19 protein-coding genes are annotated in these 19,273 nt (G+C 63.2%); 10 read left to right on the forward strand and 9 right to left on the reverse strand.

Going from position 1 to position 19,273, the window contains the following annotated elements; translation table 11 throughout:
* Nucleotides 1-21: 21 nt before the first annotated feature.
* A complete protein-coding gene (locus tag NKI58_RS30625) occupies nucleotides 22-729 on the reverse strand; it encodes a Tim44/TimA family putative adaptor protein (protein WP_352453662.1) in 708 nt (235 codons plus the stop codon).
* Nucleotides 730-928: 199 nt separating this feature from the next.
* Here NKI58_RS30625 and NKI58_RS30630 point away from each other — a divergent pair, with 199 nt between their 5' ends.
* The gene (locus NKI58_RS30630) at nucleotides 929-1,420 is read left to right on the forward strand and encodes an FxsA family protein (RefSeq protein WP_023675916.1); all 492 of its coding nucleotides are present in this window, start codon (nucleotides 929-931) and stop codon (nucleotides 1,418-1,420) included.
* Between the two features lie 113 nt (nucleotides 1,421-1,533).
* Entirely contained in the window at nucleotides 1,534-2,037 is a 504-nt protein-coding gene (gene secB, locus NKI58_RS30635; RefSeq protein ID WP_352453643.1) for a protein-export chaperone SecB, read from the forward strand.
* A 261-nt stretch (nucleotides 2,038-2,298) separates the two neighbouring features.
* On the opposite strand, the gene dnaQ is transcribed toward secB, so the two are convergent.
* The 5 genes from dnaQ to NKI58_RS30660 form a co-directional block, all read right to left on the reverse strand.
* A complete protein-coding gene (gene dnaQ / locus NKI58_RS30640; protein WP_352787755.1) occupies nucleotides 2,299-3,018 on the reverse strand; it encodes a DNA polymerase III subunit epsilon in 720 nt (239 codons plus the stop codon).
* An 86-nt stretch (nucleotides 3,019-3,104) separates the two neighbouring features.
* Nucleotides 3,105-3,707: a dephospho-CoA kinase gene (gene coaE / locus NKI58_RS30645; RefSeq protein WP_352854183.1), complete on the reverse strand. Its 603-nt coding sequence runs from the start codon at nucleotides 3,705-3,707 to the stop codon at nucleotides 3,105-3,107.
* Entirely contained in the window at nucleotides 3,704-4,546 is an 843-nt protein-coding gene (locus NKI58_RS30650; RefSeq protein ID WP_352787750.1) for a shikimate dehydrogenase, read from the reverse strand. Before NKI58_RS30650 ends, coaE begins: the two co-directional genes overlap by 4 nt.
* Nucleotides 4,539-5,138: a Maf-like protein gene (locus tag NKI58_RS30655; protein WP_352458815.1), complete on the reverse strand. Its 600-nt coding sequence runs from the start codon at nucleotides 5,136-5,138 to the stop codon at nucleotides 4,539-4,541. Before NKI58_RS30655 ends, NKI58_RS30650 begins: the two co-directional genes overlap by 8 nt.
* 196 nt (nucleotides 5,139-5,334) lie before the next feature.
* Complete coding sequence (locus NKI58_RS30660) at nucleotides 5,335-6,153, reverse strand: pyruvate, water dikinase regulatory protein (protein ID WP_352570103.1); 819 nt, start codon at nucleotides 6,151-6,153, stop codon at nucleotides 5,335-5,337.
* A gap of 401 nt (nucleotides 6,154-6,554) precedes the next feature.
* Between NKI58_RS30660 and hemE the strand changes: the two genes are divergently transcribed.
* From hemE to rho, 3 genes are all read left to right on the forward strand, one after another.
* Nucleotides 6,555-7,583, forward strand: a complete 1,029-nt coding sequence (hemE, locus tag NKI58_RS30665; RefSeq protein ID WP_352685116.1) for a uroporphyrinogen decarboxylase — start codon at nucleotides 6,555-6,557, stop codon at nucleotides 7,581-7,583.
* 2 nt (nucleotides 7,584-7,585) lie between these two features.
* On the forward strand, nucleotides 7,586-8,131 hold the full coding sequence (gene hemJ, locus NKI58_RS30670) for a protoporphyrinogen oxidase HemJ (protein ID WP_031211566.1): 546 nt from the start codon (nucleotides 7,586-7,588) through the stop codon (nucleotides 8,129-8,131).
* 166 nt (nucleotides 8,132-8,297) lie between these two features.
* Nucleotides 8,298-9,563 carry a transcription termination factor Rho gene (gene rho, locus NKI58_RS30675; RefSeq protein WP_023675925.1) on the forward strand — a complete coding sequence of 422 codons (1,266 nt, stop codon included), beginning with the start codon at nucleotides 8,298-8,300 and terminating at the stop codon, nucleotides 9,561-9,563.
* Between the two features lie 190 nt (nucleotides 9,564-9,753).
* Here the strand turns inward: rho and NKI58_RS30680 are convergent, their stop codons facing one another.
* Complete coding sequence (locus NKI58_RS30680; protein WP_352787746.1) at nucleotides 9,754-11,772, reverse strand: thioredoxin domain-containing protein; 2,019 nt, start codon at nucleotides 11,770-11,772, stop codon at nucleotides 9,754-9,756.
* A 58-nt stretch (nucleotides 11,773-11,830) separates the two neighbouring features.
* On the opposite strand from NKI58_RS30680, the gene mnmE reads away from it, so the two are divergent.
* From mnmE to NKI58_RS30705, 5 genes are all read left to right on the forward strand, one after another.
* Nucleotides 11,831-13,159: a tRNA uridine-5-carboxymethylaminomethyl(34) synthesis GTPase MnmE gene (mnmE, locus tag NKI58_RS30685; protein ID WP_352787743.1), complete on the forward strand. Its 1,329-nt coding sequence runs from the start codon at nucleotides 11,831-11,833 to the stop codon at nucleotides 13,157-13,159.
* A 202-nt stretch (nucleotides 13,160-13,361) separates the two neighbouring features.
* A complete protein-coding gene (gene mnmG / locus NKI58_RS30690; protein WP_352644926.1) occupies nucleotides 13,362-15,251 on the forward strand; it encodes a tRNA uridine-5-carboxymethylaminomethyl(34) synthesis enzyme MnmG in 1,890 nt (629 codons plus the stop codon).
* The gene (gene rsmG / locus NKI58_RS30695; protein ID WP_023675929.1) at nucleotides 15,248-15,889 is read left to right on the forward strand and encodes a 16S rRNA (guanine(527)-N(7))-methyltransferase RsmG; all 642 of its coding nucleotides are present in this window, start codon (nucleotides 15,248-15,250) and stop codon (nucleotides 15,887-15,889) included. The genes mnmG and rsmG overlap by 4 nt, the downstream gene beginning before the upstream one ends.
* Nucleotides 15,890-15,922: 33 nt before the next feature.
* Nucleotides 15,923-16,723: a ParA family protein gene (locus NKI58_RS30700; protein WP_084641031.1), complete on the forward strand. Its 801-nt coding sequence runs from the start codon at nucleotides 15,923-15,925 to the stop codon at nucleotides 16,721-16,723.
* Between the two features lie 45 nt (nucleotides 16,724-16,768).
* Complete coding sequence (locus NKI58_RS30705) at nucleotides 16,769-17,650, forward strand: ParB/RepB/Spo0J family partition protein (RefSeq protein WP_023675931.1); 882 nt, start codon at nucleotides 16,769-16,771, stop codon at nucleotides 17,648-17,650.
* 228 nt (nucleotides 17,651-17,878) lie between these two features.
* Here the strand turns inward: NKI58_RS30705 and holA are convergent, their stop codons facing one another.
* Together holA and NKI58_RS35655 are read right to left on the reverse strand one after the other, a co-directional pair.
* Nucleotides 17,879-18,925, reverse strand: coding sequence for a DNA polymerase III subunit delta (gene holA / locus NKI58_RS30710; protein WP_352787737.1), 1,047 nt, complete (start codon nucleotides 18,923-18,925; stop codon nucleotides 17,879-17,881).
* 251 nt (nucleotides 18,926-19,176) lie between these two features.
* Nucleotides 19,177-19,273, reverse strand: a 97-nt coding sequence (locus tag NKI58_RS35655) for a hypothetical protein (protein WP_502897039.1), incomplete at its 5' end; no start/stop codon positions are given.

Genomic DNA, 19,273 nt, shown 5'->3' on the forward strand with positions numbered 1-19,273 from the left:
CAGCCTCCGCCGCCGTCCAGTTCAGTCTTCTTCTTCGGTGGCGACGAGCTTCCAGTTCGGATCGCGCGAGCGCGCGTCACGAGCGAAGGTCCAGACATCCTTGACCTCGGCGACGGTTTCGGGATCGCCGTCGATGACGGCGCCGGCCTTGTCGCGGGTCGCCGAAATCAGTTCGCTGACGATGCGCAGCGTGATGTGCGCCTCGCTGCCCTTCATCTCGGCCGAAACGATGTCGGCCTTGTCGATGCCGACGAAGGAGGACTGGATCTTTTCGGCTTTCGCCTCACGGTCGCCGATGGCCGCGACGAAGCCGTCATAGACCTCGCGCGACAAAAGGTTCTTCAAGGTTTTGCGGTCGCCATCGGCGTAGGCCATGACGATCATCTCGTAGGCCATCTTGGCGCCGTCGACGAAGGTCTTCGGGTCGAAGGTCGGATCATTGTCCTTGATCGCCCGCAGGCCCCGGTTGAGATCGGTGTCCGGCTTGGCAAAGGCATCGATCGCCACATAGGCATCGGCCGCCGGCTCTCCCGCCAGCCGCTTGCGCGGCAGCGAAACCACGTTCTCGGGTTTCTGGGCGGCATCCTTGTCGTTTTTGCGCGCTGCCGTATATGGATCGAAGGGTGGGCGCTCGTTGCCCGTGCGTCGGCCAAGCACGTTGCGCAGCTGGAAGAAGATCACCACCGCCGCAATCAGAAAGAAAATCGTGCCGAAGTCGAAGAAGCCCATATCTTGCGCCAATCAATCCCTGCTTTGGCCGGACCAGCGGCCAAGCAAGGGCCGCGATCACATAGCGTTCAGTATCCAAAGCATATAGAACGCATGGCGCAATCATTCAAATCAAAGGCAGCCATACCTATCTAACAGCTCTGGTGCCAGCGGCGATTGCTCGCCGGCCGGCAAAACATCGAAAACGATCGGTCAAGATTTGCGTATCTCGCTGCTTCCCCTGTTCATTCTCGCGCTTCCGCTGCTGGAGATAGCCGGTTTCGTTATTGTCGGCCGCCAGGTCGGCGCGCTGGCGACAGTCGGCTTGGTGCTGGCCTCGAGTGTCGCCGGCGCCCTGCTGCTGCGGCACCAGGGTTTTGGCGTGATGGCCAGGGTCCGTGCCGAAATGGATGCCGGGCGTGATCCGAGCGGCCAGCTTGCGCATGGCGCCATGATCGTGCTGGCAGCGATCCTTTTGATCATCCCCGGCTTCATCTCGGATATTTTCGGCCTTCTGCTGTTCCTGCCGCCGGTGCGCGATCTTGCCTGGCGGATGCTGAAAGGCCGCATCGTGCTGGCAACCGATTTCAGCAGTGGTTTGCGGGCAAGGCAACGCGGCAAGACCATCGATCTCGACGACGGCGACTATTCGCGGGCCGACGACCATACGCGCGGACCGGGTTCTCCCTGGCGCCGCCTCAAGGACGAGTAGCTGCAAGGCAACCGGCGTCTTTTGCAAACTTGTCTTGTCGGGCCGGCCATGATAGCGAACGCCCGAATTTCAATCCGGTCAGCAACGCTGCCCAGGCAAAAGGACCACAGCTTATGGCCAGCAACGACGACGCGCCGACCGGCGCAGCCAACGGTAATGGAAATGCGGCGCAGCCTTCGCTCAACGTGCTTGCACAATATGTGAAGGACCTGTCCTTCGAAAGCCCCGGCGCACCGAACTCGTTGCGCGGCCGCGACAAGGCTCCCGGCATCGCCATTAACGTCAACGTCAACGCCAATCCGCTTTCGGACAAGCAGTTCGACGTCAATTTGACGCTGAACGCCAAAGCGTCGTTCGACCAGGAAGTGCTGTTCAACGTCGAGCTGGTCTATGGCGGCGTCTTCTCCATCAGCGGCTTCCCGCAGGAGCACATGCTGCCGATCCTGTTCATCGAATGCCCGCGGCTGCTGTTCCCGTTCGCCCGGCAGATCATCGCCGAGGCAACACGCAATGGCGGCTTCCCGCCGCTGATGCTAGACCCGATCGATTTCGCGCAGATGTTCCAGCAGAAGTTGGCCGAAGACCAGGCTGCCGCCGCCAAGGTCAAGGTGAGCTGAGCGCGGCTGTCTCGCTAGCGTTTGGAAAAACCCGGCCTTGCGCCGGGTTTTTTGTTTGAGACGCCGGCGCGGCAGTACCCCCCCTCTGGCCTGCCGGCCATCTCCCTCTCAAGGGGGGGAGATCGGACTTCACGTCAGCCTTCGCCAATCCTTCATCGCCGCAGGAATGAGCGAGACGCTGGGTCTGCCAATCTCCCCCCTTGAGGGGGAGATGTCCGGCAGGACAGAGGGGGGCGCGAAGGATCACTCCGGTCAAAATCACTATGCCGCAGAACTCGTTTCCGGGACGACCCGCAGCCACAGCGCCTTTTCGCCCAATGTGCCAACCATGCCTGCGTGTGCTGCGCGCTCGGCGTCGGTCAGGCGCGACGGCAAGGCGATCGGCCGCACACCGATCGAAATATCGATGTCGTCGACATTCTGCCTGCCGCCCGCCGGAGTCAGGATGCTGTCGAGGATGAGGCTTGCCTGCTTGCCGCCGATGAGCTCGATATAGACCTCGGCCAGCAATTCCGAATCGAGCAGCGCGCCGTGCTTGGTGCGGCGGCCGTTGTCGATGCCGTAGCGGCGGCAGAGCGCGTCGAGCGAATTGGGGCCCATCGGATGCTTGCGGCGCGCCAGCGCCAGCGTGTCGACGATCCGTCCCGGATCGATGGCCGGATGGCCAAGCCGGCCGAATTCGAGATTGAGGAAGCCGATGTCGAAGCCGGCATTGTGCGCGACCAGCTTGGCGCCGTCGATGAAGGCGAGGAACTCCTCGGCGATCTCCATGAAAGTCGGCTTGCCCTGAAGATCGGCGGCGCTGATGCCGTGCACGGCCTGCGCCTCGTGATGGATCTGGCGGCCTTGCGGGTTGATGTATTTGTGGAAGGTTCGGCCGGTCGGGAAACGGTTGACCAACTCGACGCCGCCAAGCTCGATGACGCGGTCCTCGCGCGTGTCGAGGCCGGTGGTTTCCGTATCGAAGATGATCTCACGCATCGAATCAGTCCACTGGTTCCGGCATCATTCTAGCCGAATCACACCAGGAACAAAATGGCAACAAGTAATGTGGGTCTGCAAGCCTCTTAACTAGGCCTGGCTGCCTTATCCACGACTAGTTCGGCGACGATCGCCTTGACGGCCGCACGAGCGGCGTCAAAGCCCTGGCCGGTGTCGATGACGAAGTCGGCGCGCCGGCGCTTTTCGGCGTCGGCAACCTGCCTGGCCAGGATCGACGCAAACTTTTCCTCGTTCATGCCCGGCCGCGCCAGCACGCGGGCGCGCTGGACTTCAGGCGGCGCGGTGACGACCACGACCTTGTCGACGCGATCACGGCCGCCGGTCTCGAACAGCAGCGGTATATCGAGCACGGCAAGCGGCGCGCCGGCGGCACGATTTTCAGCCAGGAAGGCATCGGCGTCGGCACGGACCAACGGATGGATGATCGCTTCCAGCCGTTTCAGGGCGGCGGCGTCGCCGAGCACCCGTTCGGCCAGCTTTGTGCGATCGACCGCACCGGATCGGGTGGTCCCGGGAAAGGCCGCCTCGACCATGGGGGCGGCCTGGTCGGCATAGAGGCGATGCACCGCCTCGTCGGAATCATGGACCGGCACGCCGGCCTCGGCAAACATCTTTGCGGCGGTCGACTTGCCCATGCCGATCGATCCGGTGAGGCCGAGCACGATCATTTTATCGCGCCGATATCGGCGATGATCATTTGCCGCAGTTCGGCGGTGACCTGCGGCCTGGTGCCGAACCAGCGTTCGAAGCCGGGCACCGCCTGGTGCAGCAGCATGCCGAGCCCATCGACGGTTCTCAGGCCGCGCGCTTTGGCCGCGGCAAGGAGCGGCGTCTCCAGTGGCACGTAGACGATGTCGGTGACGATGGCACGGCTAGGCAGTCTGCCCGGGTCGGCGGACAGGCCTTCATTGCCGTGCATGCCGAGCGCAGACGTGTTGACCAGCAGGCCGGCATCCTCGAGCAATTCGCCGGTCGCCGCGAGGTTGTGGGCGGAAACGCCTGCACCGAAGCGGTCGCGCAGGTCCTGCGCCCTCGCAAGCGTCCGGTTGACGATGCGGATATCGTTGATGCCGCGTTGCTTCAGCGCATGGATGACCGCGCGAGCGGCGCCGCCGGCACCGAGCACCACGGCGGGGCCGTTGGCCGCCCAGCCCGGTGCATATTCGTCCAGATTGGCGGCAAAGCCATGGGCATCGGTGTTGCCGCCCCACAATTCGCCATTCTCGAACCACAGCGTATTGACCGCACCGATCTGTTCGGCGTCGGCGTCACGCCGCTTGGCCAAAGCGAAGGCGGCTTCCTTGTGCGGGATGGTGACGTTGCCGCCGCGATAGCCTTGTGCCTGCAGCGTCTGCAGGAATTCGGCAAACGCCTCCGGTGCAACGTCGATGGCCTCGTAGACGCCGCCGATGCCGTATTTCGCCAGCCAGTAGCCGTGGATCTTCGGAGACCTGGAATGCGCGATCGGGTGGCCCGTGACAAACGCCTTTTTCGTGGCCTCAGCCATCGATCGCCCCGAACTCACGCAGCTTGGCCAGCACCGGCAAAAGTGGTAGGCCGACAATAGTAAAATAGTCGCCTTCGATTTTTTCGAACAGCTGGATGCCTTCGCCTTCGATCTGGTAAGCGCCGACGCTGGACAACGCCTTGGCGCCGACGCGCGCAAGATGGCGGCCGATGAAGGCCGGATCGAGCTTGCGCATGGTCAGGCTGGCGATGCCGACATGCCGCCACAGAACCTGGCCGTCACGGCCGAGCACGACGGCGCTGTTGAGATGATGCGTCTTGCCCGACAGCGCCAGCAGATGACGGCGCGCTCCTTCCATGTCGGCCGGCTTATGGAACAGCTCGTCGCCGAGCGACAGCGTTTGGTCGCAGCCGAGCACTAGGGCGCCGGGCTTGCGCTCGCTGACGTCGGTGGCCTTGGCTTCGGCGAGCACCAGGGCGACGTCCTCCGGCGATACGCCACTATTCTGCAGCGGCGCCTCGAGCGCGCGCTCATCGACAGAAGCCGGAACCGCTTCGACAGTGACGCCGGCATTGACGAGCAGCGCCTTGCGGAACGGGCTGCCCGAGGCAAGGATGATTTTTTCAGCCATTTTTTTCGCCTGATCTTTCCTTCTCCCCTTGTGGGAGAAGGTGGATTGGCGCGCAGCGCCAAGACGGTTGAGGGGTGCTGGACGGAGTGCAGGTGATGCCAAGCTGGAACACCCCTCATCCGACCGAGCTTCGCTCGGCCACCTTCTCCCACAAGGGGAGAAGGTAAGGACCACCCACAGCACAAGCGCCCAAACCCTACCGCGTCTTGCCGCGCAGGGCAACGATTGCCGCCGCCGTCTCCTCGATCGAACGGCGGCTGACGTCGATCATCGGCCAGCCGTGCCGCGTGCATATCTGGCGGGCATAGGTGAGCTCTTCCGCGATCGCGGCACGGTCGACATAGTCGGTCGGCTCATAGGCGCTGGTGCCGAGAATGCGGTTCTGCCGAACCTGCGAGATCCGTTCGGCGGTGGCGACCAGGCCGACGATCAGCGGCCTCCTGGCATTGACCAGGGTTTCGGGCACCGGCACGCCGAGCACGATCGGGATGTTGGCGGTCTTGATCCCGCGATTTGCGAGATAGATGCTGGTCGGCGTCTTCGAGGTGCGGGAGATGCCGACGAGCACGATGTCGGCATCGTCCATATTGGCCGGCAGCTGACCATCGTCATGCTCCATGGTGAAGTTGAGCGCGTCGATGCGGCGGAAATATTCGGCGTTCAGCACATGCTGGGCGCCGACGCGTCGGCCGGCAGGCGTGCCGAGATAGGACTGGAACACCGTCAGCACCGGCTCCAGCACCGAGACGCAAGGCAGGCCCATGGCCGCGCAGCGTTCGTCGATACCGCGGGCAAGCTTCTGGTCGACCACCGTGTAGAGGATGATGCCCGGCTCCTCCTCGATGTCCTCGAACACCTTCGTCACCTGCTTTTCGGTGCGGATGAGCGGGTAGATATGTTCGATGGCGCGCGCATCCTTGTATTGCGCGGAAGCCGCGCGGCCGGCGGCCAGCAGCGTTTCGCCGGTGGCGTCGGAAATCAGATGAAGGTGAAAGAAGCTCTGCGGTTTGTTCACAGGATACATTCCAGGCTGTGGGCCGATGTGGATAAGCCGGGCGGAAAACTCGGCCACCGCAAAGCGACTGTATCAGATGCCGGTTTGTCCACAATTCGATGTGCTGTCGGCTTCTCCGGGCGGTTGGGGACAAGTCCGGGGACGGAGCTTTTTGCCTTCGCTTCATCCACAGGGGCAATTTCCCTGGCGTGGCGGCAACGCATTGACTCCAGTCGTAAATTCCCGATTTTCCACAAAGTCCTGCAATCCCGCTGGAGAAGCGCGCGACAATATGCTGGCTGGTCTTTTCGAGGGCAAAGCGGGACAGGAGACAACCACCACAACCAACAGACTCTTAGAATCATAAGATTCCTAAAAATAGAATATTTAATTATAGGGAAGCCTGGAAAGGCGAGCGCTCAATGCCTCAAGACCGGATCGTGCTGGACGTGTTGAGAGGCAAAGCGGCGTTTCCGCCGCCGCTCTGGATGATGCGCCAGGCCGGCCGCTATCTGCCGGAATACCGGGAGACGAGGAGACGGGCCGGATCCTTCCTCGATCTTTGCTACGACCCGGATCTCGCCGTCGAAGTGACGCTGCAGCCGATCGAACGCTTCGGCTTCGATGCATCGATCCTGTTTTCCGATATTCTTGTCGTGCCGCATGCGCTCGGCCGCGACGTGCGCTTCGAGGAAGGACGCGGCCCGCTGCTGACGCCGATCACGGCTGCGGAAATTGCGGCTCTCGACGGCGAAACGTTTCACGTGAATCTCGAGCCGGTCTACGAGACGGTGCGGCGGTTGCGCGCCAGACTGCCTGATGAAACGACGCTGATCGGCTTCTGCGGTGCGCCCTGGACGGTGGCGACCTACATGATTGCCGGCCACGGTACGCCCGACCAGGCGCCGGCCAGGCTGTTCGCCTATCGCGAGCCGGCGGCCTTTCTTAGGCTGCTGAAGGTGCTGGCCGATCATTCGGGCGCTTATCTGATCCGCCAGATCGAGGCCGGCGCCGACGTGGTGCAGATCTTCGATTCGTGGTCAGGCGTACTCGACGAAGCGTCTTTCGAGTTGTTCTGCGTCGAGCCGGTGGCCTCGATCGTCCGGCAAGTGAAGGCTGCCCATCCCAATGTTCCGATCATCGGCTTTCCCAAGGGCGCGGGAGATCACTATCGAAGCTATCGCCAGAAGACCGGCGTGACCGGGCTGGGCCTCGACTGGACCGTGCCATTGTCGACGGCGAAGGAATTGCAGCGTGACGGCGCCGTGCAGGGCAATCTCGATCCGCTGAGGCTTGTAGCCGGCGGCAAGGCGCTTGACGACGGCGTGGGGGCGATCTTGAAGGCGCTGGGCGACGGGCCGCTGATCTTCAATCTCGGCCACGGCATCACGCCGGAGACGCCGCTCGCTCATGTCGAGCGGATGGTCAAGCTGGTGCGGAGCGCATCGTGACGATGATGGGCGCGGACAATGCGAACGGCACCAACACCGGTAAGGGCGCGATGCGCCGCGCGGCAATCGCGATCGCCATTTTCCTGGTGCTGGCCGGGCTGCTGTTGCTGTTCGGGCCCGATGATTTCTATCCTTGGGCGAAGGCGATCCATGTGATTGCCGTCATCTCCTGGATGGCGGGCATGCTCTATCTGCCGCGCTTGCTGGTCTATCATGCCGATGCCGAAAAAGGCTCCGTCCAGTCGGAGACCTTCAAGGTGATGGAGCGCCGGCTGCTGCGCGGCATCATCAATCCGGCAATGGTGATCACCTGGGCATTCGGCCTGTGGCTTGCCTGGAAAGGCTTTGGTTTTCAAGGCGGCTGGCTGCATGCCAAGATCGCTGCGGTGGTTGGCCTGTCGGCCGTGCATGGCTATCTCGCCGGCGCCGTCCGGAAATTTGCCGAAGACCGCAATGAAAAATCGGCAAGGCACTGGCGGATCGTCAATGAGATCCCTACATTGCTGATGATCGTCATCGTCGTCCTGGTTATCGTGAAACCGTTCTGACGTCTTCGGTTGCCCGCAAAAGGCGGCTTGCTCTTTCAACCGACCGACGATAAAAGACGGGTCTTCCTTCCCGTCATGCGCCGCCCATTTATCGCTTCGGCCGCGCCCGGCATTTGTCGCATCCCGCCGATATTTTTCCCAAAGCTTACTCAGAGTCCGTCTAATGATGCAAGAAATGAAACTCACAGAGTTCAAGAACAAGAAGCCGCCAGAGCTGATCGCTTATGCGGAATCGCTCGAAGTCGAGAATGCCAGCGTCATGCGCAAGCAGGAGCTGATGTTCGCGATCCTGAAGAGGCTGGCGACCCAGGATATCGAGATCATCGGCGACGGCGTCGTCGAAGTGCTGCAGGACGGCTTTGGCTTCCTGCGCTCCGCCAATGCCAACTATTTGCCAGGTCCCGACGACATCTATATTTCACCGTCGCAGATCCGGCGGTTCTCGCTGAAGACCGGCGATACGGTCGAAGGGCCGATCCGCAGCCCGAAAGAGGGCGAGCGCTATTTCGCGCTGCTCAAGGTCAACACGATCAATTTCGACGACCCGGAAAAAATCCGCCACAAGATCCATTTCGACAATCTGACGCCGCTTTATCCGACCTCGCGGCTGAAGATGGAGATGGAGGTTCCGACCTCCAAGGATATTTCGGCGCGCGTCATCGACCTGGTGGCGCCGCTCGGCAAGGGCCAGCGCGCGTTGATCGTGGCGCAGCCGCGCACCGGCAAGACGGTGCTGCTGCAGAACATCGCCCATTCGATCACCACCAACCATCCGGAATGCTATTTGATCGTGCTTCTGATCGACGAGCGGCCGGAGGAAGTCACCGACATGCAGCGCTCGGTGAAGGGCGAGGTGGTGTCCTCGACCTTCGACGAGCCGGCGGTGCGCCACGTCCAGGTCGCCGAAATGGTCATCGAAAAGGCCAAGCGCCTGGTCGAGCACGGCCGTGACGTGGTCATCCTGCTGGACTCGATCACCCGCCTCGGCCGCGCCTACAACACCGTCGTGCCGTCGTCCGGCAAGGTGCTGACCGGCGGTGTCGACGCCAATGCGCTGCAACGGCCGAAGCGCTTCTTCGGTGCTGCCCGCAATATCGAGGAAGGCGGCTCGCTGACCATCATCGCCACGGCGCTGATCGATACCGGCAGCCGCATGGACGAGGTCATCTTCGAAGAGTTCAAGGGCACCGGCAATTCGGAAATCGTGCTCGACCGCAAGGTGGCGGACAAGCGCATCTACCCGGCCATGGACATCCTCAAATCCGGCACCCGCAAGGAGGACCTGCTGGTCCCACGCCAGGACCTGCAGAAGATCTTCGTGCTGCGCCGCATCCTGGCGCCGATGGGAACGACCGACGCCATCGAGTTCCTGATCGACAAGCTCAAGCAGACCAAGACCAACGCGGATTTCTTCGATTCGATGAATACGTAGGCGGGGTTGGCCGGCGCCGTCCTTCCCTTCTCCCCTTGTTGTGGGAGAAGGTGGATGGGCGCGCAGCGCCAAGCCGGTTGAGGGGTGCCGGACGGAACTCCGTCGGCGCCAAGCTGGAACACCCCTCATCCGACCGAGCTTCGCTCGGCCACCTTCTCCCACAAGGGGAGAAGGGGGAGCCGCGTTGGACTCATTGCCGGTGCAACAGCCGCTCAAGCTCCTCGGCACTAGTCACCACCGGCAGGCAGACCTGCCCCGTGCAGAGCCAGGCGCCGGGCTCGGCCGTTGGCGGCAGGACGCCGCCTGGCAAGGCCGGCAGATTTGTCGCCGAGCCAACAGGCACGACGATGTCCACCCGGCGCGGGTCTGGATTTCGATTCGCAACCGGAACAAGCCTTGGATCCTCTGGTCTATCCACGATCACCAGCTTCAGCGGTTCAAGCGCCAAGGCACAGGCATTGACTATACCCGCCTGGCCATAGCCCTGGTGCTCCGCCCGCCCGCCCGCGTGCTCTGCAACTGTCCAGGCTTTTTCCCAGAGATCGAGATCGCCCGAAAGCGACGACAATCGGACCAGGGCCTCGATGATCTGGCCGGTAGCGGAAGGAATGGCTTCGTCGACATCGCCGCGGATGCGGATCGGCACATCCGCGCTGTCGGACGCGGTCAGATAGTAGCCGGTCTTGTCGCTGTCGCGGTGCCAAAGATCGAGTTGCTCAATGAAGTTTCCGGCGCGATCGATATAGTCGGGATTGCCGGTCGCCTCGTACAGTGAGATGGCGGCGTTGGCCATGGCGGCATAGTCGCTCGACAGAGCCGGAAACAGCTTCTTTGCGCCGAGCATCGAATGCGGCAGGCGGCCGTCACGTCCGGCAGCCGCAATTGCGGCAAAGGCCGCTGCCGCCGCTTCGATCCAGTCGGATCGGCCAAGCGACCGTCCGGCCTCGGCAAGGGCTGCGATCATCAAGCCGTTCCAGTCGGTCAGCGCCTTGCCGTCACGCCCGGGCCGCACGCGCTGTTCCCTCGCTGCCAGCAGCCTTTGCTTGAGCGGAACCAGAAGGTCACGATCGACGACGCTCTGCGCCAGTTGAGCATCAGTCTGGCAAATGATCGGCTTGCCTTCCCAACCATGCGGACCGGCAAGCGTGAAGTATTTGAAAAACAATGCTGAATCGTCGCCAAGGGCTGCTTCGAGCTCATCCCTGCTCCAGGTGTAGAACAACCCCTCCTCGCCCTCGCTATCGGCATCAAGGCTGGCGGCAAAGGCATCGCCCTCGACTCGCATTTCGCGCAACAGCCAGGCAATCGTCTCTTCGATTCGCAGCCGGAACAATTCCTTGCCGGTTGACGCATAGGCCCAATTGCACAAGCGGATGAGCTGGGCATTGTCGTAGAGCATTTTTTCGAAATGCGGGACCAGCCATTCGGCGTCGGTCGAGTAGCGGCTGAGTCCGCCGCCAATATGGTCATAGATGCCGCCGGCCAGCATCTTTTCGAGGCTGAGGAGAACAGCGTCGCGGTGGGATGCGGTGCCGTCGCGCAGCCAGGACAGCCAGAGGCTCTGCATGAATGGCGCGTTGGGGAATTTCGGCGCGCCGCGCAGGCCGCCCAAATCGCGGTCGATCATGCCGTCAATGCCATTGGCGAGGTTCGCCAGCATGCCGCGGTCGAGCACGGCCTTGCCATGGCTGCCCGCCAGCCGCGTCTCGACATGCGTGGTCAGGCCGTCGGCACTCTGGTTAACGCTTTCTTTCTTCTCCCGCCAAGCCTTGTCAACCGCCTCCAGCACCTGGACGAAACCCGGCCGGCCGTAGCGGGCTTCGCGCGGAAAGTAAGTGCCGCCCCAGAACGGCTTGCCCTCCGGCGTCAGGAACATGGTCAGCGGCCAGCCGCCCTGCTCGCCCATCGAGGACAGCGCCGCCATGTAGATCTGGTCGATGTCGGGGCGCTCCTCGCGGTCGACCTTGATATTGACGAAGAGACGGTTCATGACGGCGGCGACGTCGTCGTTCTCGAAGCTCTCATGCGCCATGACATGGCACCAATGGCATGCGGCGTAGCCGACAGAGAGCAGGATCGGACGCTGCAGCACCTTTGCTTCGGCCAGAGCGGCGGGCGACCATGGCCGCCAGTGCACGGGATTGCCGCTGTGCTGCTGCAGATAGGGGCTGGCCTCTTCGGCAAGCAGGTTTTGTGCAGGCAATGTCACGGCACTACTCGATGCGGATTGAACAGGCATAGCTAGGGCGCTTCGGCAGAGCGGGCAAATGATTTCAAAAGACTCCATCGTGGCGCTGTCGAGCGGGCGCCTGCCGGCCGGCATTGCGGTGATCCGGATTTCCGGGCCGCATAGTCGATTCGCTGTCGAAACGATTGCGGGATCGAAGGTGCCAAACCGCGTTGCCACCTATCGCAAGTTCCGGGCGCCCGACGGATCGGTGCTGGACAGCGGCCTTGCCGTCTTCTTTGCCGGTCCCGACAGTTTTACCGGCGAGGACGTTGCAGAGTTCCATGTGCATGGCGGGCGCGCCGTTGTGGCGAGGATGCTGGAAACGATCGCCTCCTTCGACGGTGTCAGGCATGCCGAGCCTGGCGAATTCACCCGCCGCGCCTTTCTCAACGGCAAGCTCGATCTGGTCGAAACCGAGGCGCTGGCCGATCTCATCAACGCCGAAACCGAGGCGCAGCGGCGCTTTGCCGTTCACAACGCCCAAGGTGTGCAGAGCGAGCTCTATCTAGACTGGCGCCGACGGCTGATCCACGCCCGCGCGATGATCGAGGCCGAGATCGACTTTGCCGACGAGGATGACGTGCCGGGCTCGGTCGCCGATACGGTCTGGTCCGATGTCCGGGCCATGATCGACGAAATCGAGCGCCATGTCGCCGGCTTTCGTGCCGCCGAAATCATCCGCGACGGGTTCGAAGTCGTCATCCTTGGCGCGCCGAATGCCGGCAAGTCCAGCCTGTTCAACGCGCTGACGCGGCGCGAAGCGGCCATCGTCACCGACGAGCCGGGCACGACCCGCGACCTGCTCGACGTGGTACTGGACCTGCAAGGGGTGCGGGTCAGGGTAACCGACACCGCCGGTCTGCGCGAGGCGCCCGGCAAGATAGAGGCGATCGGCATCGAGAAGGCCAGGAGCAAGGCGCACAGTGCCGATCTGCTGTTGCTGCTGGAGGATCTGGCGGAGCCAATCGCGATCGGTGTGCCGGCGGGCGACATTCAGGCGCTGAGGGTTGGAACAAAAATTGACCTGCTGGGGGGCAAATCGCCCTCGCCTGCGGTGCACTATGATTTCGCTATCTCGACGCGGGACGGCACGGGTCTGGCCGAACTGCTGGACGAGATCGGGCGTCGTGCCGCAGTCCAGATCGGCAAGGCCGGCGATATCCTGCCGTCGCGGCTGCGGCACGTCGAGCTGCTCAACGAGACGAAACCCTTCCTGCTCGCAGCAGTGGCCAGTGGTGATCGCGGACAGGAGCTGCGGGCCGAGGAGCTGCGCCTGGCGGCGGACCGGCTCGGACGAATTGTCGGGTCGGTCGATGTAGAGGATATGCTCGACGTTATCTTTTCGCAGTTCTGTATCGGCAAATGACTCACGTGAAACATTGCCAAGTGCCGAGATGCGGGCGTGTCGCTAGCGTGCTCGCATAGTGGCGGGAAGCCGGTGATGATTCACGTGAAACACGTAGCGATGAACGCAGACGGAATTGTTTCACGTGAAACGACTAGTTGGTGTCCTTGACAGTGCAGGCTCACGGGCACATGTGTCGGCAGATTTGAATCGGAATATACAAATGACCAATCACTATGATGTGGTTGTGGTGGGTGGCGGTCATGCTGGTTGCGAGGCAGCCAGTGCCGCTGCGCGGGCTGGCGCCAGGACGGCGCTGGTGACGCTGCGCTTCGACACGATCGGCGTGATGTCCTGCAATCCGGCAATCGGCGGCCTCGGCAAGGGCCATCTGGTTCGCGAGATCGACGCCATGGACGGGCTGATGGGGCGCGTCGCCGATGCCGCCGGCATCCAGTTCCGCCTGCTCAACCGCCGCAAGGGGCCAGCGGTGCGTGGTCCGCGAACGCAGGCCGACCGAAAACTCTATCGCCTCGCCATGCAGGCGGCAATCCGCCAGCAGGCTGGCCTCGATGTCATCGAAGGCGAGGTGCTGGATTTCGAAATCAACAACGGGGAAATCGACGACGGACGCATCGCGGCGGTGCTATTGGCGGATGGAAGCCGGCTCGCCTGCGGCGCCGTGGTGCTGACGACCGGCACTTTTCTGCGCGGGCTGATCCATATCGGCGAGAAGAAGATCGTCGCCGGCCGCATGAACGAGCAGGCGAGCGTCGGCCTGTCGGCGACGATGAGCCGCGCCGGCTTCAGGCTCGGGCGGCTGAAGACCGGCACGCCGCCGCGGCTGGACGGCAGGACGATCGATTGGGCGTCACTGGAGAGCCAGGCGGCGGACGAGGACCCCGTGCCGTTCTCGCTGCTGACCGATCGCATCGAAAATCCGCAGATCCATTGCGGCATCACCCGAACGACCAATGCGACGCACGAGCTGATTCGCACCAATCTCGGCCGCTCGGCCATGTATTCGGGGTCGATCGAAGGCGTCGGGCCGCGTTATTGCCCGTCGATCGAAGACAAGATCGTCAAGTTCGGTGACCGCGAAGGCCACCAGATCTTTCTGGAGCCGGAAGGGCTGGACGACGACACGGTGTATCCGAACGGCATTTCGACCTCGCTGCCCGAGGACGTGCAACTCGACATCCTGAAGACCATTCCGGGGCTGGAGCGGGCAACCATGCTGCAGCCGGGCTATGCCATCGAGTATGACCATGTCGATCCACGCGAGCTCAAGCCGACGCTGGAAACCAGGCGGATCGCCGGCCTTTTCCTCGCCGGCCAGATCAACGGTACCACCGGCTACGAGGAGGCCGGCGCGCAAGGGCTGCTTGCCGGCTTGAATGCAGCGCGCAAGGCGTCGGCGAGCGAAGAAATCGTGCTGAGCCGCACCGAAGCCTATATCGGCGTGATGGTCGACGATTTGACCAGCCGCGGCATCGCCGAGCCGTACCGCATGTTCACCTCGCGGGCCGAGTTCCGGCTTTCGCTGCGAGCCGACAACGCCGATGAGCGGCTGACGCCACTGGCGATAAGGCTGGGGATTGCCTCGCCGGAGCGGATGCAGCGGTTCAACAATGGTATGCAAGACCTTGAGAAGGCGCGACAGCTCGCCCTCGGCACCACCATGACCCCCAATGAGGCAGCGCGCCATGGGCTCGAAATCAACCGGGACGGCGTCCGTCGCTCGGCCTATGAGTTGCTGGCCTATCCCGGCGTCGACATCGCTTGGCTGGCGCGGGTCGAGCCGGCTTTCGCGGCGATCGACAGCAAAACGGCCGAACGTCTTGAAACGGAAGCCAAATATTCTGTCTATCTCGACCGCCAGCAGGCCGATGTTTCGCAGATCAGGCATGAGGAGAGCAGGCTTATTCCCGAGTCGCTCGACTTTGCTTCTGTTCCCGGCCTGTCGAACGAGTTGAAGCAGAAGATGCTGGCACGCCAGCCGCGCTCGATTGCCGATGCGCAACGCATGGAAGGCATGACGCCGGCGGCGCTGGCGATTATTGTCGCCCATGTCCGCAATGCCGAGGCGGCCGCGCGAAAGCAGGTCGCGTGAGCGCTGCGTCCTGGGCAAACCTGCAGACGGCAGCGGGCCCGGTTTCACGTGAAACATTCGATCGCCTGGTCGAGTTCGAGGCCGTCTTCCAGAAATGGAACCGCCGGATCAATCTGGCCGCGCAATCGACGCAGGACGATGTCTGGCGCCGCCACATCCTCGACAGCGCGCAGCTGGCGCGAATCAAACCAGAGGCGAAGCGCTGGGTCGATCTCGGCTCCGGCGGTGGGTTTCCGGGCCTTGTGCTGGCCTTTTTGCTTGCCGAGCGGGACGGCGCCGGTATCGACCTGGTTGAAAGCAACCGGAAAAAAGCATCGTTCCTGCAAGCGGTCATCGGACAGTTCAGCCTGCCCGCCAAGGTTATCGCGCGCCGCATCGACGACAGCTATCCTCTTGTTCCAGCACCGCAAATCGTCACAGCCAGGGCACTCGCCTCGCTGCCGGCTTTGCTCAACCTGGCGGCACCGTGGCTGACCAAGGGGTCGCGCGGCCTGTTTCACAAAGGCCGGGATTACCGCGCCGAATTGGCAGAAAGCGCTCAACGATGGTCTTTCGATCTGGTAGAACATGCCAGTGCAACCGACGCGCAGGGCGTCATTCTCGAAGTATCCGACTTGCGACAGCACCCTGGCTTGTGACCGGCGACCCAAATGAATTTCTGGCATAGACCCATGATGAAGAACGGCCCCCGAATCATCACAGTCGCCAACCAGAAGGGCGGCGTCGGCAAGACGACGACGGCCATCAATCTGGCCACCGCGCTGGCGGCCATAGGCGAACAGGTGCTGATCGTCGATCTCGACCCGCAGGGCAATGCCAGCACCGGGCTTGGCATCGACCGGCGCGACCGCAGCGTCTCGTCCTATGATGTGCTGACCGGCGAGCTGGATCTCGAAGCGGCGGCGATCCCGACGGCGGTGCCTGGCCTGTCGATCGTACCGTCGACGCTCGACCTGCTCGGCATCGAGATGGAAATCGCCTCGGCGCCGGATCGGGTGCTGCGGCTGCGCAACGCGCTGCGGGCTTCGGCCGAGCGCTCGGCCAACTTCGGCTATGTGCTGATCGACTGCCCGCCGTCGCTCAACCTGCTGACACTGAATTCGATGGCTGCGGCCGATTCGGTGCTGGTGCCGCTGCAGTGCGAGTTCTTCGCGCTGGAGGGCCTGAGCCAGCTTTTGGAGACGGTCGAGCAGGTGCGCCGCTCGATCAACCCCGACCTGACGATCCAGGGCATCGTGCTGACCATGTTCGACGGGCGCAACAATCTCGCCAACCAGGTGGTGCAGGATGTGCGGGCGCATATGGGCGACAAGGTCTATGAAACCGTCATCCCGCGCAATGTCCGCGTTTCCGAGGCGCCGTCCTATGGCAAGCCGGCGATTCTCTACGACCTAAAATGCTCGGGCAGCCAGGCCTATCTGCAGCTTGCTTCGGAAGTCATCCGCCGCGAGCGCAAATTGCGTGTCGCCTAGCAGTAACCAACAAGCGATTCGATACCGAAACGATTTGGACGGACGATGAACGAAGACCCTTCGAGAAAAAGACTGGGACGGGGACTGGCGGCGCTGATCGGCGAAATCGATCGCCCGGCGGCTCCGGAAAAGCCCGGGCTGGCGGCCGACGGCAAGGTGCCGATCGAGTTCCTCAGCCCCAACCCGAAGAACCCGCGCCGGCATTTTGGCGACGCCGACCTGACCGACCTCGCCCAGTCGATCCGCGAACATGGCGTGGTGCAGCCGGTGGTGGCGCGGCCGTCGAAAACCCAAACGGGCCGCTACGAGATCATCGCCGGCGAGCGTCGTTGGCGCGCGGCGCAACGCGCCGGGCTGACCGAAATCCCGATCATCGTACGTGACGTCAACGATCGCACGGCGCTCGAACTGGCGATCATCGAAAACGTCCAGCGCACCGACCTCAACCCGGTCGAGGAGGCGCTGGGCTACCAGCAGCTGATCGACGACCACGGCTATACCCAAGCCGATCTCGGCCAGGTGATCGGCAAGAGCCGCAGCCATGTCGCCAATACGCTGAGGCTGCTGAAGCTGCCCGACGTCATTCGCGACATGCTGGTCGACGGCGCGCTCTCGGCCGGCCACGCCCGCACCCTGGTGACGGCCGACGACCCGGCCGGGCTTGCCAAGCGGATCATCGACGAGGGGCTTTCGGTGCGCCAGGCCGAAGCCTTGGCGCAGCTGCCGGTCGGCGCGCCGGCGGCAAAGCGCCAGCCCGCCGCACCGCCGCAAAAGGATGCCGACACACTGGCGCTGGAGCGGCTGATGACCAGCACGATCGGCATGATCGTCACGATCGAGCACAACCAGCGCGGCGGCGTGATCAGCGTCGCCTACCGGACGCTGGAGCAGCTCGACGAGCTTTGTCGAAGGCTGAAGCGGGAGTAGGTAGGTTGCTAAAATTAGCCGGCAAATAACGTTTTGCTGCCGCGCGGTGATTGGCGAAATCGTCGAAGTAGTTAATCTCCCCCCTTGAGGGGGAGATGGCCGGCAGGCCAGAAGGGGTCGTCAAATTTCAAGCGCCCACGTCCTCTGTCTTCGCGGAAGGGGCTGGTGTTCTACGCGCTGTGACCCCCTCTGTCGCCTTTGGCGACATCTCCCCCTCAAGGGGGGAGATTAGGTGCGCTGCGCCAGCCTGGCACTCTCCACGGCAATGCCGAGCAGGGCCTGGCGTGCCAGCGCGATCGACAGATCCGGCCGCCGGCGTGTCTGCAGGACCGCCGTCTGCAGGCGGTTGAGTGCGCGGCCGAGCGCTTCGCTGCTCCACCGTTCGAGGGCTTTCTCCACCAGCTTGCGCCGGGAGAAAAAAACCGGCGGGCGCGCCGCGGCAACGACCGAAGCGGCATTGCGGCCGCCGGCGTCCATCTGGCCGCGCATCGCCTGGATTGCCTGCAACTGCCGCATCGCCGATGAAAGTACCAGAAAGGGCTGGCCGCCGGACTGGCAATGGCGGGTGAAGGCGGTGTCGAAGTCGGCGATCCTGCCTTCGAGCAGGGCGTCGACGGCCGCATCGAAGGAGAGGCCGGAGACATCGCCGGATGTCGCCTTGACGTCGTCGAGGCCGATTTCGGCCTGGCCATGCGCATAAAGCACCAGCTTTTCGATTTCGCCCCGCGAGGCCAGCCGGTCGCCGCCGAGATTGCGGCGCAGCGCCTGCCGCGCCTCCAGTGTCATCGACATGCCGGCCTTGCGCAGTTCGTCGTCGATGACCGTATCGATATCCCTGGCCTCATCGGCATAGCAAGGCAATGCCATGGCATTGTCCGCCGCCTCCACCACGGCGCGCAGGCCGACGCCCTTCTTCAGGTCGCCGGCCTCGATGAGGATGATGGCGTCCCGCGCGGGCTCGGACGTCAGCGCCTTGACGTCGTCGGCAAGCGCCTTCTGGGCGCCGGCATTGCGCACCCATAGCAGGCGCCGCTCCGAAAACATCGGCACGGTGCGGGCCTCGTCGAGCAGGCGGCCCTCGTCGCGATCGACCTCCGAACCGTCCAGCCTGACGACCGAGAACGGATCGTCAAGCGGCAGGCCGGTCTTGCCGGCAAAGGCCTTTGCCCGCTCGGCAACCAGCCCGCGATCGGGACCGTAAAGCAGCACGATCGAGACGCGCGGATCCGGCTTCGCGAGCCATGCATCGACCTCGTATGCTTTCTTTTGTGCCATGGGCGCTGATTAGCATGACGCGGGCGCGGGGTGAACGGCGCCGCCCTCCTTTCCTTCTCCCCCTTGTGGGAGAAGGTGAATTGGCGCGTAGCTCCAAGACGGTTGAGGGGTGCCGGCCGGAGTGCTGTCGATGCCAAGCTGGAACACCCCAAATCCGACCGAGCTTCGCTCGGCCACCTTCTCCCACAAGGGTGTTTGGACTGGGGACATCGCGAACAGATGTGCGAGGACATCGCGAACAGTTTTGCATGCTATCGCGCCACGACATTGAGGTCGATGGTTTCTATTTTCTGATGTCTGAACCAGGCGTCGAAGACACCGTCTGTGGCGGTGGGCCTGAAGGCGACG

Origin of the sequence: Mesorhizobium sp. M0522 (assembly GCF_040321085.1) — a bacterium.
GTDB lineage: Bacteria > Pseudomonadota > Alphaproteobacteria > Rhizobiales > Rhizobiaceae > Mesorhizobium.